Raw genomic sequence first — 11,008 nt, 5'->3', positions numbered from 1 at the left:
GGGTTTGACATATCTGGCAATAGGTTTATCCTCAACCATTCTCGCTTATTATACCGTATTGCCCTAAAATATTAACCTAATTTGTGATTAAATCATGCTCCCAAAAACTTGATAGATTAACGCAATTGTGCTAGACCAGAGAGATTAAAATTTTGTAACCAGACTTCGCGATCGCTGGGAGTAAAAGACTCAGAACTAGATTGAACCTTAACCTGAAAGCGATCGCCTACCAGTAGCGCCGTAGTGTTTCTACCCTGAGTAACTGCGGGATATCCACCAATTCTCTGGGTAGACTCCTGAAACTTGCGGGCGGCGCTAGGGTTATTAGCCAAATCATTAATCGATAGCAGCGCCAGAGCATCACCACCGCGAGAAAGTTGCGCTTGAGCAAATCCCTCTTTTTCTTGGCGGAAAGTAACACTATAGCCATCGGCACCCCTAGGGAAATATCGGTTAAACTGACCCCCAGGGAGAGGTTGAGCATCTGCGACCTGTTGAACCGCCCCGGTAGTACCAGTATCAGGTGTGCTAGTGGTTAGATCAGAGCAGCCGGAAACCAGCACCGATAAACTGAGGACAACCGCGCAGACTAACTTGGGAAAATAGTTAATTTTGATCATGGTTCCCCATTTGTGGAAGGACAGCGAATGGGACATTAGACAAAAGCCAAAAAGCTAATCTGATTTTATGCTATCGGTGAACTACACAGGCATTATCTGGCTTTCCTGACTCAATGATGATTAAGTGAACTTGTATCAAACGAGATATCGAGATTTTCTCATAGCAAGCTAAAATCTACGGTTTAACTTCTATGGTTATTGCAGCATGGTCAATCTCACACCAAATCCGAGTTTTAGTGTCACCCTGCGCTTACAATTGCCCAATAAAGCGGGTAAGCTGGCCAGTGTTGTTCAGGCGATCGCCAATACTGGGGGCAATATGGGTCCGATTGATCTGATCGAACAAACTCTCCATACCACCGTCAGGGAGTTCACCGTTGATGCTTCGAGTACAGAACACGCCGAGGAAATTATCGAATCGGTCAAAAATCTGCCAGATTCAAAGCTGCTGGAAGTTTACGATCGCACTTTTAACCTACATCGCAGCGGCAAAATTAGCATTAATAGCAAAATTCCCCTCAAATCTCAAAGCGACCTAGCCATGGCTTATACTCCCGGTGTGGGTCGCATTTGTCGGGCGATCGCCGATGACCCGGAACAGGTCTACAACCTCACCATTAAACAAAATACCGTGGCTATTGTCACTGATGGTAGCGCCGTTTTGGGTCTGGGTAATTTGGGACCGGGAGGTGCTTTACCTGTCATGGAAGGTAAGGCTATGCTGTTTAAGGAATTTGCCGATATTGATGCGTTTCCCGTCTGTCTGGATACTCAAGACCCTGATGCCATTGTGGAAACAGTCAAAAATATCGCCCCGGTGTTTGGTGGCATCAATTTAGAGGATATCGCCGCCCCTCGCTGTTTTGAGATTGAAGCGCGACTCCGAGAAATTCTCGAGATTCCCATATTTCACGATGACCAGCATGGTACGGCTATTGTCAGTTTAGCTGCTTTAATCAATGCCCTGAAGTTGGTTAACAAACCCATAGAGGAGGTCAAGATTGTTTTAAATGGGGCCGGGGCTGCGGGAATTGCGATCGCTCGACTTCTCAAAAAAGCCGGGGCTACTCAAATTATTATCTGTGATTCTCGCGGCATTATCTCCAAAGGGCGATCGGACCTCACCCCCCAAAAACAAGAATTTGCTGTCGAGTTATCTGGAACTATTGCTAATGCCATGAAAGGGGCTGATGTGTTTATGGGGATCAGTGTTCCCGGTGTGATCACCAGGGAAATGGTTAAATCTATGGCTAGTGATCCCATTGTATTTGCTATGGCTAACCCCATTCCTGAAATTCAGCCAGAATTAATCACTAATGATGTGGCGGTGATTGCTACCGGACGCAGTGATTATGCTAATCAAATTAATAATGTTTTGGCATTTCCTGGCATTTTCCGGGGCGCTTTGGACTGTCGGGCTTCCAGCCTCACTATGAGTATGTATTTGGAAGCGGCGGCGGCGATCGCTGCTTTGGTGACAGCTAATGAGTTGAGCCCTGAAAATATTGTGCCGTCCGTTTTTGATAAGCGTGTGGCGATCGCTGTAGCTGCAGCCGTCTCCCATACTGCGCGCCAAGAAGGAATTGCTCGCCGTTAGGGTTTAACTATTGGGGGAATTTTCCCCCACCCCTACTCACCATTCCCAAAATTGCCATAAACAACCGCTCACAGGCTGGCCAACCTGTTTAATTTCATGATCAAAATGTCAACAACTACTCTATTATATTGGGCGGGGAGTTTTTTAGAGGCTCCACCTCTATGAGAAGGGGCGCAGATTTTAGCTCAATTATAATGTTGACAGGAGAAACTCAATCAATGGAGCAAAGAGGTGTAACAGTCTGGTTTACCGGCTTGAGTGGCGCGGGGAAAACCACCATTAGCCAAGCTGTAGCCGAAAAGCTGAAATCTCAGGGATACAGATTAGAAATTTTAGATGGGGATATAGTCCGCACTAACTTAACTAAAGGCTTAGGGTTTAGCAAAGAAGACCGCGATGAGAATATTCGCCGCATTGGCTTTGTTTCTCATTTATTAACTCGCAACGGTGTGATTGTATTTGTTTCCGCAATTTCTCCCTATCGAGAAATTCGTGAGGAAGTCCGTCAACGGATTGGTGATTTTGTCGAAGTCTTTGTTAATGCACCCTTAAATGTTTGTGAAGAAAGGGATGTGAAAGGACTGTATCAACGGGCTAGGGCTGGCGAAATTAAAGGCTTTACTGGTATTGATGACCCCTACGAACCTCCCCTAAATCCTGAGATTGAATGTCGCACCGACCTCGAAGAACTTTCGGAAAGTGTTGATAAGGTGATTCAAAGTTTACAAAAATTGGGTTATTTAGGAGCTTGAATAAATCACGATTATCAGGTAGGTAACAGAGACTAATCCGGCGCTGAGGGGAATTGATTAACTCTCCCCTAGCCGGAATCCTGATAGCTAACTTCTGGCTGCTGCTTTCCAATTAATCAGATAATTATCAATATATTAATAGTCAATTTGTGTCTATGAATGACTTATATATTTCTTGGTCGGAATATTACCAAAAAATCGAAGTTTTAGCAGCTAAAATATATCAATCTCAGTGGGAGTTTAATCAGATTATTTGTCTGGCTAGGGGAGGGCTACGAATTGGGGATATACTCTCGCGTATTTATGATGTCCCCCTAGGGATTTTGGCGGCTTCTTCCTATGGGGGACCCGGTGGAAAAATTCGAGGAGAAATTCAGATCGCCCATCATCTTAGCATGACTACAGAAAATTTGGGCGATCGCATTTTGTTAGTAGATGATTTAGCTGATTCTGGGATTAGTCTTGAACGTTCAATTGTTTGGTTAACAGAACACTACCCTGATGAGATTACCCAAGTTCGTACAGGAGTAATCTGGTATAAAAGTTGTTCTACCTTTGTCCCTGATTATTATGTGGATTTTCTGAGTAATAATCCCTGGATTCATCAACCCTTTGAATATTACGAACAACTCCAGCCAGCGGATTTAGTCCACCAGGTGAATGGACTAGATTCTTAAACAAAATTAACGTTTAACGCCAAGGTATCAGATATTTGATACTCTATTAAGTTGTTAAACTGTACACTGAAGCAAACCACAGTTGAAAGCTAATGTCAGAGATTGAATCGAATCTCCAGATCTTGATGCGAACTTTGAGACGGAGACTGCATTTATCCCAAGAAGGGTTAGCCCAAAAGCTGGGCGTGTCTCGTGGTAGTGTCAATCGTTGGGAAAATGGTCGGGGTGAACCTTCTCAAGCTATTCTTAATAGTATTCAGCATCTATGGGAATCGGTATTTGATGAGGAAGAACCCAAAGCCAGAACCTCTTACCTCAATAGTGTCCCCAAATTCCGACAGTCTGATGTGATGCGGATTTTAGGAGTATCTCACCAACGGGTTAGAACTTTGCGTATTCGCCAGACCTTAAAATTTTATTGGGATGAAGAAATGAATACTTGGGTAACATCAGATATCGAAATAAAACGTTATCTACGTCGCAAGGGAAAACGATTAAGATACAAGGAAATAAAGTAAATTAATCCCTATGTTCGGTGTTGGTAGTCCCAGACCATACGCCCAGAAACCTATCCCCTGGGCGGTGGGTTTTGGTCTGTTTACAGATACCTAAAGGGCTACAAGAAGCGATCGCCTCTGCCGTCAAGCGTGCGGACTAATTATAGCATCAAATTACTCTAGTTAATTAACTCATAAGTATGCCTCAAAAAAGCTGGAAATTACTATTTATATCCACCCCGGTCGGTCCCCTGGGTTCAGGATTAGGGGGGGGAGTCGAATTAACATTGTTGAATATGGCAAAAGCCTTACACAGCCGAGGTCATGATATAACCGTTGTTGCGCCTTCTGGGTCAGTGTTAGAGTCCCTATCAGTTATAGAAATTTCGGGGAAACTACAACCGATCGCCCAAAATCAAGACCGAGATTCTCTGATTACCATACCGGAAAATTCTGTGTTAGGAAATATGTGGGAATATGGGCGACAGGTACAGACAAACTATCATGCAATTGTCAATTTTGCCTTTGATTGGCTACCATTTTATCTGACTCCTTTTTTCCCGACTCCGATCGCTCACTGGGTGAGTATGGGTTCCCTAATTTCCGCCTTAGATCAGATAGTTGTTGAGGTGATGAAACAGTTTCCGGGGACTGTCGGATTTTATAGCCATACCCAAGCCGCCACCTTTGGTTCAGACCTAGGCTATGCTTGTTTAGGAAGTGGCTTAGAAATGGATCGCTATCAGTTTTGTGATCAACCCCATCAACAACTAGCTTGGATGGGTCGTATTTCCCCGGAAAAAGGCTTAGAGGATGCGATCGCGGCGGCGGATAAAACAGGTATCCCTCTGGCAATTTTTGGCAAAATTCAGGATGAGCAATATTGGCAAAATATCCTGAATACTTATCCGAATGCGCCCCTAAATTATCGGGGATTTTTGAATACAGATGAACTACAACAGGGTCTGCGTGAATGTCGAGGTTTATTAATGACTCATCGCTGGGTAGAAGCCTTTGGAAATGTCGCTATTGAAGCCTTAGCCTGTGGGGTTCCGGTGATTAGTTATCGACGGGGTGGACCCGCCGAAATTGTCCGAGATGGTGAAACGGGTTGGCTAGTCGAACCCGACAGCGTAACGGGTTTGGTCGATGCGATCGCCAAATTAGAGCAAATTGACCGCCGCCAATGTCGCGCTTTAGCCGAAAAGGAATATTCCTTAGTAGCTTTAGGCGATCGCTTAGAAACATGGTTATCCGATGTGATCGCGCTTAAAAATTGAACTGAGGATGTATCCTAGGATTCAGTTTTTCCTGGACAGGTTTTCCCCCTTGTAAATGTTGGGTGGCGATCGCCTTTGCATCTTCCGGTTGAACTCGATAGTACCAAGTCTCATCGGGAATTACCCGCACCGTCGGACCTATATTACACTGTCCTAGACAGCCACTAGCCTCCACCTTCACATTAGGGACATCTGCATCCTCAAAGGCTTTCAGAGTACCCTCGGAACCATTCCGCAAGCAGGACTGATGCTGACAAACCAGGACACACCGAGATTGATCCGAGGTGGTTTGTGGTTGGGGTGGCTGGGTTTCTGGCATTTGGGAGGTTTTGCTAAAAATTTCCATACCCCCATTATGTACAAAACGCGATCGCAAAAGCCAGGGGATTACTGCTGAGAAGGTCTAACCTCCAAAACCCCCCTATCTGTAAATACCACCTCAAATACCACTGTTTTACCCGCAGTTTCCGCCGCCATAGCGTCAGATTCCACTAGAGTAGGTAGAGGAGTATTATCAACGTTTTCCGAAGCCTCAGAAGACTTAGGTTCAAATTCCGCGATCGCCCCCGTCGGAGTCACTGTCACCATGTAACTGACCGCCGTAGGAACCGGGGTTCCTTTCACAGTCCAAGCCCGGTCAATTTTATCGTAAATAATATTATTCAATTCTTCAATATTGACCGTCTCAGGAACTGCCGCTACCTCGTTTCCTGTCGTCATCTCAGCCGTCGGAGTTGGGTCAGGAGTCATGGCTGCTTCAGTTTCCGGGGACTCCGACACTTCTGTAGTTTCTGGTGTAGTTTCTGGAGTCGCAGCAGTAAGGTCCTCCGTAGTTTCTGGGGTCTGGGGTTCAGAAGCGATCGCATCAGGAGTTTCTGTTGTCTCCGTCGTCGTAGTCTCTGCTGTTTCTTCCACCACAGAGGCGGCGGGAGTAGTCACCACTTCCATAGTCGCCTCTTCCGTAGCCACAGTTTCTTCTTCTGACTGACTTCCCGTTGTCGTAGCCTGGTCAGGACTAACCATCAGCGACCCCACCACCGCCATCATCACCACCGCAATTAGGGCTACAATAGACCCAGTTTTCACTACCGGGGGTAGTTCCGAGGTAGTTGTCGAGTTATTGACATTTTGCTGAGGGATAAGTGGTTCATTTTCCGGGGTTTCCGGGGAATTATCTTTATGGGAATACATATTCAGACACCTCTGATGATATCAATGTAAATTCGCGCTATATTGTAGATGCTTTCCGTAGTCTTGCCAACCTCTGGCTGGCTGGCTTCCAATTAAACCAGGATTTTTAATACTTAAAAATATGGGTATTTTTGAAAGTAAGTGTGAGGCGATCGCCTCCATTTTATTAAAAAAGCGATCGCCAGCAACACCAAACCCCAAAACACAAATTTATTCTATAGTATCCCAGTCATCCTTAAAGTAACCGATTATACCAAAACCTAGCGCAGATTGAGAATTGCAGATACCGCCGCCAGGCTTTCCTCATACAAAACATCTCGGCCCCAGCGTTGTAGCTGTTGCGCCATCAGATATTCTGCTTTTTGGTCTGTCACCGAAGTCACTTGTTCAGTCTGACACGACTGGGCGCTACCCCCCGCCTCCATACGCATACAGCCAGTAGTTTCCGAACATAGAATAGTGCAGCAATTAGCCTTGGGATTAGTAGAAGTCAGGCGCACACCCACCAAATCGCCCGGAATTTCCCCAGTATCTGCCATAGGAATAGCAGCGAGTTCCCCAATAATCTCCTGATTATCAGGACCACGGAACTTAACGTGCTTCAGGTCATAGTCTCCCCCCGACTCAGTAAACTCCAGAGGTTCCCACTGCAAACGACTAGCAAACCAACCGAGGAACATCAAAGCCTGAGCCGCATTACCCTTTTCATAGTCGAGGGTAATATGGTCAATATCCCCAAGATACATCCGACGTTCTGGGGGGTCAAAAGTAGCCGCTGTCAACTCCTGCCAAGGCGAGAGACGATGCCAATTCAAATCAGCAATATAGGTTTCTTGGTCAACCAGTTCCTGCATTTTGAGTAATTCCGATTCAGGGTCGCTGAAATAACAGGAATCGACAATCACACAATTACTGCAACAGGACAAATGCTTAAACAATTCTTGTTCCGGGTTAGGGGTAGCCTTCCACCAGACAAACTTAGGCAAATCGGGAATTAATAAAGATGTGACCACATTACTAACCCTTTCCAAAGCCGCCTTAGTGCCTCGGAGGGTGACATATTCACAACAGATTAAACCCTCTTCCTTGTTGTTTTGTAGGGGACAATAGGCAGAAACCTGGGCCGTAACTCCCGTATCTTCTCCCCAAGTCGGACAGAGAGTGATAATGCGGCAGGGATTTTGGTTAGCAATAGTTTCGCTGATGCTAAATCCACGAGCATCAATATTTCTAATCACCCGCTGTTCTGGGGAAAGTTTAGCAAACTCAGTGCGTAGGTGTTCCAGGGTATCCGAATCTACCCGACCCGTAATCGGCAATTGATAAGCCTTTTGAGCATCACGAACAGCATCACGGGTCTCCGTACCATGAATACCATCGATCGCCCCTTTATAAAAGCCGAGACCCCCCAGGAGTTGCTGAAACTCCTCCGGTTCATAGATCACCATGCTAAAAGTAGCCGCCCTAGTAGCGATCGCCGCCGTTTTACCCTGACCGAAACTTTGACTAAGCCAGATGCTATTAAGTTCTGCCTCAATTTCACTCAGAGAAATATCCTTTGGTTTCTGGAGTGCAACAAGTGGTGTATTCATATTTAACTCAGTAGCTTATTGATTGAACGCGAACAAAAGTTATAGATAGACCCAAATATCAAAGCCTACGCCAACGGCGACCATCCCGGTTAAGCAATAGTTCCGCCTCCACAGGTTCCCAGGTTCCCGCCTCATAGAAAGGGATACTATCTGGCTTCGCCGGAGCATCCCAGGCTTCCAATACCGGAGTTAGAACCCGCCAGGACGCTTCCACCTCATCCCCTCGCGTAAATAGAGTTTGGTCTCCCAGCATACAGTCAATCAATAACCTAGCATAAGCATCAGTGCTAGGCTTACCAAAAGCCGTATCATAGCGGAAATCCATATCCACCGAGCGAGTTCTGAGGGAATTTCCCGGAGTTTTCACCTCAAACCGCATCGAAATCCCTTCATTCGGCTGAATTCGCAGCGCCAACACATTAGGATTAGCCTGTTTAGCAGCAGATTGGAACATTAAAAAAGGCACTTCCTTAAACTGAATAGCGATTTCCGTAACCTTCTTAGGCATTCGCTTACCAGTACGCAGGTAAAAAGGTACACCCTTCCAGCGCCAATTATCAACACTAAGTTTCAAAGCCGCATAGGTAGGCGTAGTAGACTCTGGTGATGCGCCATCTTCGTCACGATAGCCCGGAACCTGCTGACCATTCATCCATCCCTTGATATATTGTCCTCGGACTGCTGCTGTTTCTAGGTTATTAAAATCTGCCAGACGGGTAGCTTGTACCACCTTAACCTTTTCCGTGCGGATACTATCAGCATCCAAAGAGTTAGGGGGTTCCATAGCCGTGAGCGAGAATAACTGCATCAAATGGTTTTGTACCATATCCCGCAGCGCCCCAGCCGTTTCATAATATCCCGCTCGTCCTTCCAAGCCTACAGTTTCCGCCACCGTTATTTGTACATGATCAACAAACTGACGATTCCACAACGGTTCAAAAATAGCGTTAGCGAACCGAAACACCATCAAATTCTGTACTGTTTCCTTACCGAGGTAGTGGTCAATACGGTAAACTTGCTCCTCAGTGCAGACATTACGCACCACCCGGTTAAGGACTTGCGCCGAACCCAGGTCACGACCAAAAGGCTTTTCAATAACTAGGCGTTGCTTTTTGGGGTCTTCCAACATTCCGGCTTGTCCCAGTTGTTGGGCTGCTTCTCCAAAAAATCTAGGAGCCACCGATAGATAAAATACCCGATTTCCACGGGTTAGGCGTTTCGAGTCTAATTCAGCCAAAAGGGATTTTAGCTTTTGGTAGCTTTCCGGTTCGTCCATATTACCGGAACAGTAGTATAAGCCTTGGGCGAAGTTATGCCATATTTTTTCCGATTGTAGCCCGCCGCCAAATTCTTCAATACCCTGTCGAAGATGCTCACGAAAATAGTCATCAGTCCAGTCTCGGCGTGCTACCCCAACAATGGTTAATTCTGGGGGTAACTTACGTTCGAGGTGCATTTGATAAATGGCGGGAACTAGCTTACGCTGGGTTAAATCGCCGGAAGCCCCGAAAATTACTAAAATTTGGGGTTCGGGAATGCGGTCTTGTTGTAGACCAACGCGGAGGGGATTTTCTGAGAGTGTAACCATCTAGGCTGTCGTGAATAATTAAGTTAACAGAGGTTGCCGGATTTTATTATTGATCTAAGTTTCCGTTTCGCGACGTTTGCGATCGCTTATAAATGACTCCACTAAAGCTACATCCTCTTTACTACCAATAATCAGAGGCGTGCGTTGATGGAGTTTTTCGGGAACCACATTTAAGATATCCTGACTACCCGTACTAGCGCGACCCCCCGCCTGTTCCATTAAAAAGGCCATTGGTGCCGACTCATATAATAGGCGCAATTTACCATCAGGGTTTTTCACTGTTCCCGGGTATAGGAATACTCCTCCCTGACAGAGAATGCGGTGAATATCTCCCACCAAAGCCCCACTATAGCGGGCTGTGTAGCCATCATGGCGGTGAACATAACGGATATAGTCTCGGTAGCATTCCTCCCACTGCCAAAAATTACCTTCGTTAACACTGTAGACCGGACCATGTTCGGGAACTTGGATATTTTCCTGAGCCAGGATAAATTCCCCCAGACTGGGGTCTAAAGTAAAGGAATGAACCCCCCTACCAATTGAATAAACCAGGAGCGTGCTAGGACCATATAGGATGTATCCAGCAGCGATTTGTTTATGACCGCCTTGCAATAAGTCTAGGGCTTCTCCTTCTTCGTCGTAACCTTCCTGTTGACGGATCGCGAAGATGGAACCCACATTCATATTAACATCCAGGTTTGAGGAACCATCTAGGGGGTCATAAAGCAGAGTATAGCGTCCGATGGGGCAGTTTTCTGGGATGTAGTAGGGTTTATCCATTTCTTCCGAAGCTAGGCGACACACTAAGCCGCTTTGTTTGAAGGTCGAGATAAAAACTGCATTGGAGAAAAAATCCATTTGTTTGACTTCTTCCCCCTGGATATTCACTTCTCCCGTAAATCCTAGGGTTCCTTCTACCAACCCCGCCCTTGACAGACGACGGGCGATCAGTTTCCCCGCTAGTCCAATGCGGTTCATCAGGGCGCTAATATCTTGAGCATCAGGACCGAAACTTTGGAGTTGCTGTAAAACGTGCCGCGATAGGGTTGTACAGTCCCGATCTAAGTAGTATCCTCTATCTAAACCTAGGGGATCTGGCTGGATTTGACCGCTTGCTGTCTGTACCATAAGTTAAATTCTGCTCTATAAAACTTAAACAAAACCGGACATAGCCGGATATTGACGTTTATTTCTGGCTTCGTCCGGGACTGTCG

At 46.0% G+C, this 11,008-nt stretch carries 12 protein-coding genes; 5 read left to right on the top strand and 7 right to left on the bottom strand.

What is annotated here, in order from left to right; translation table 11 throughout:
- Positions 1 to 116: 116 nt before the first annotated feature.
- Complete coding sequence (locus ACTIE0_RS20340) at positions 117 to 620, bottom strand: hypothetical protein (RefSeq protein WP_006670789.1); 504 nt, start codon at positions 618 to 620, stop codon at positions 117 to 119.
- A 205-nt stretch (positions 621 to 825) separates the two neighbouring features.
- Here ACTIE0_RS20340 and ACTIE0_RS20335 point away from each other — a divergent pair, with 205 nt between their 5' ends.
- The 5 genes from ACTIE0_RS20335 to ACTIE0_RS20315 all read left to right on the top strand — a co-directional run bounded on the left by ACTIE0_RS20335 (position 826) and on the right by ACTIE0_RS20315 (position 5,423).
- A complete protein-coding gene (locus ACTIE0_RS20335) occupies positions 826 to 2,217 on the top strand; it encodes an NAD-dependent malic enzyme (protein ID WP_006622468.1) in 1,392 nt (463 codons plus the stop codon).
- 218 nt (positions 2,218 to 2,435) lie between these two features.
- Complete coding sequence (cysC, locus tag ACTIE0_RS20330) at positions 2,436 to 2,969, top strand: adenylyl-sulfate kinase (protein ID WP_035759991.1); 534 nt, start codon at positions 2,436 to 2,438, stop codon at positions 2,967 to 2,969.
- Between the two features lie 155 nt (positions 2,970 to 3,124).
- Entirely contained in the window at positions 3,125 to 3,646 is a 522-nt protein-coding gene (locus tag ACTIE0_RS20325; protein WP_006622470.1) for a phosphoribosyltransferase, read from the top strand.
- A 92-nt stretch (positions 3,647 to 3,738) separates the two neighbouring features.
- Positions 3,739 to 4,164, top strand: a complete 426-nt coding sequence (locus ACTIE0_RS20320) for a helix-turn-helix domain-containing protein (protein ID WP_006622471.1) — start codon at positions 3,739 to 3,741, stop codon at positions 4,162 to 4,164.
- A 179-nt stretch (positions 4,165 to 4,343) separates the two neighbouring features.
- A complete protein-coding gene (locus tag ACTIE0_RS20315; protein ID WP_006622473.1) occupies positions 4,344 to 5,423 on the top strand; it encodes a glycosyltransferase family 4 protein in 1,080 nt (359 codons plus the stop codon).
- Here ACTIE0_RS20315 and ACTIE0_RS20310 read toward each other — a convergent pair.
- Genes ACTIE0_RS20310 through fbp form a run of 6 tightly spaced genes read right to left on the bottom strand, consistent with a single transcriptional unit; the run spans position 5,413 to position 10,922 of the window.
- Positions 5,413 to 5,769 carry a (2Fe-2S) ferredoxin domain-containing protein gene (locus tag ACTIE0_RS20310; protein ID WP_006622474.1) on the bottom strand — a complete coding sequence of 119 codons (357 nt, stop codon included), beginning with the start codon at positions 5,767 to 5,769 and terminating at the stop codon, positions 5,413 to 5,415. The two genes, ACTIE0_RS20315 and ACTIE0_RS20310, sit on opposite strands and share 11 nt — an antisense overlap.
- 41 nt (positions 5,770 to 5,810) lie before the next feature.
- On the bottom strand, positions 5,811 to 6,614 hold the full coding sequence (locus ACTIE0_RS20305; protein WP_006622476.1) for a hypothetical protein: 804 nt from the start codon (positions 6,612 to 6,614) through the stop codon (positions 5,811 to 5,813).
- Between the two features lie 21 nt (positions 6,615 to 6,635).
- Positions 6,636 to 6,815, bottom strand: coding sequence for a hypothetical protein (locus ACTIE0_RS20300; RefSeq protein WP_006622477.1), 180 nt, complete (start codon positions 6,813 to 6,815; stop codon positions 6,636 to 6,638).
- Positions 6,816 to 6,874: 59 nt separating this feature from the next.
- Positions 6,875 to 8,206 (bottom strand): glucose-6-phosphate dehydrogenase assembly protein OpcA, encoded by a 1,332-nt coding sequence (gene opcA, locus ACTIE0_RS20295; protein WP_006622478.1) that lies wholly within the window; start codon positions 8,204 to 8,206, stop codon positions 6,875 to 6,877.
- 58 nt (positions 8,207 to 8,264) lie between these two features.
- Positions 8,265 to 9,794 (bottom strand): glucose-6-phosphate dehydrogenase, encoded by a 1,530-nt coding sequence (gene zwf, locus ACTIE0_RS20290; RefSeq protein WP_006622479.1) that lies wholly within the window; start codon positions 9,792 to 9,794, stop codon positions 8,265 to 8,267.
- 54 nt (positions 9,795 to 9,848) lie between these two features.
- Positions 9,849 to 10,922: a class 1 fructose-bisphosphatase gene (fbp, locus tag ACTIE0_RS20285; RefSeq protein WP_006622480.1), complete on the bottom strand. Its 1,074-nt coding sequence runs from the start codon at positions 10,920 to 10,922 to the stop codon at positions 9,849 to 9,851.
- Between the last annotated feature and the right edge of the window lie 86 nt (positions 10,923 to 11,008).

This window comes from Limnospira sp., from assembly GCF_051859755.1.
GTDB classification, from domain to species: Bacteria; Cyanobacteriota; Cyanobacteriia; order Cyanobacteriales; family Microcoleaceae; genus Limnospira; species Limnospira fusiformis.
The sequence above is the reverse complement of the archived record's forward strand: the minus strand, read 5'-3'. Positions and strand labels throughout refer to the sequence as shown.

Excerpts from the sequence above, each read along its gene's own strand:
- ACTIE0_RS20340 (WP_006670789.1), bottom strand. The coding sequence starts at position 620 with ATGATCAAAATTAACTATTTTCCCAAGTTAGTCTGCGCGGTTGTCCTC.
- ACTIE0_RS20335 (WP_006622468.1), top strand. The coding sequence starts at position 826 with ATGGTCAATCTCACACCAAATCCGAGTTTTAGTGTCACCCTGCGCTTA.
- cysC (WP_035759991.1), top strand. The coding sequence starts at position 2,436 with ATGGAGCAAAGAGGTGTAACAGTCTGGTTTACCGGCTTGAGTGGCGCG.
- ACTIE0_RS20325 (WP_006622470.1), top strand. The coding sequence starts at position 3,125 with ATGAATGACTTATATATTTCTTGGTCGGAATATTACCAAAAAATCGAA.
- ACTIE0_RS20320 (WP_006622471.1), top strand. The coding sequence starts at position 3,739 with ATGTCAGAGATTGAATCGAATCTCCAGATCTTGATGCGAACTTTGAGA.
- ACTIE0_RS20315 (WP_006622473.1), top strand. The coding sequence starts at position 4,344 with ATGCCTCAAAAAAGCTGGAAATTACTATTTATATCCACCCCGGTCGGT.
- ACTIE0_RS20310 (WP_006622474.1), bottom strand. The coding sequence starts at position 5,769 with ATGGAAATTTTTAGCAAAACCTCCCAAATGCCAGAAACCCAGCCACCC.
- ACTIE0_RS20305 (WP_006622476.1), bottom strand. The coding sequence starts at position 6,614 with ATGTATTCCCATAAAGATAATTCCCCGGAAACCCCGGAAAATGAACCA.
- opcA (WP_006622478.1), bottom strand. The coding sequence starts at position 8,206 with ATGAATACACCACTTGTTGCACTCCAGAAACCAAAGGATATTTCTCTG.
- zwf (WP_006622479.1), bottom strand. The coding sequence starts at position 9,794 with ATGGTTACACTCTCAGAAAATCCCCTCCGCGTTGGTCTACAACAAGAC.
- fbp (WP_006622480.1), bottom strand. The coding sequence starts at position 10,922 with ATGGTACAGACAGCAAGCGGTCAAATCCAGCCAGATCCCCTAGGTTTA.